The 478-nt window shown below is 59.0% G+C and carries 1 pseudogene; it reads left to right on the top strand.

What is annotated here, in order from left to right:
- Positions 1 to 16: 16 nt before the first annotated feature.
- Positions 17 to 478: pseudogene (locus I6F36_RS38665) on the top strand (endonuclease/exonuclease/phosphatase family protein); the annotation flags it as partial.

The raw sequence follows: 478 nt of genomic DNA on the forward strand, positions 1-478 counted from the left end.
GTTCTGCAAGGATGTGATGCCGGCCGTCAGCGGCACGCCCTACGATCATATCATGCTGATCGATGGCAATGACGATCGCGGTATCGATGTCGGGCTGATGACGAAGAAGAAGTTCAACATCGTCTCGATCGCCAGCCATGTCGATGACGAGGATGAGGATGGCGTGATCTTCAGCCGCGATTGCGCGCAGTACGAGATCGAGACCGCGGATGGAAATAAGCTGATCGTTCTTGCCAATCACTTCAAGAGCAAGGGCTTCGGCTCGCCGCCTGTCTCGGACGCGAAGCGCAAGCGCCAGGCCGAGCGCACCGCAACGAGCTATCGGCAGCTCCGCAGGGAACATGAGTTCATCGCCATCGTCGGCGACTTCAACGACACTCCTGACAGCGATCCTCTGGCACCGCTGTTCAATCAGACCGGGCTGAAGGACATCAGCGAGTTGCAGGGTTTCGACGATGGCGGACGGCCCGGCACGTTC

It is taken from the genome of Bradyrhizobium sp. BRP19 (assembly GCF_020194195.1).
In the GTDB taxonomy this organism is placed as follows: domain Bacteria; phylum Pseudomonadota; class Alphaproteobacteria; order Rhizobiales; family Xanthobacteraceae; genus Bradyrhizobium; species Bradyrhizobium yuanmingense.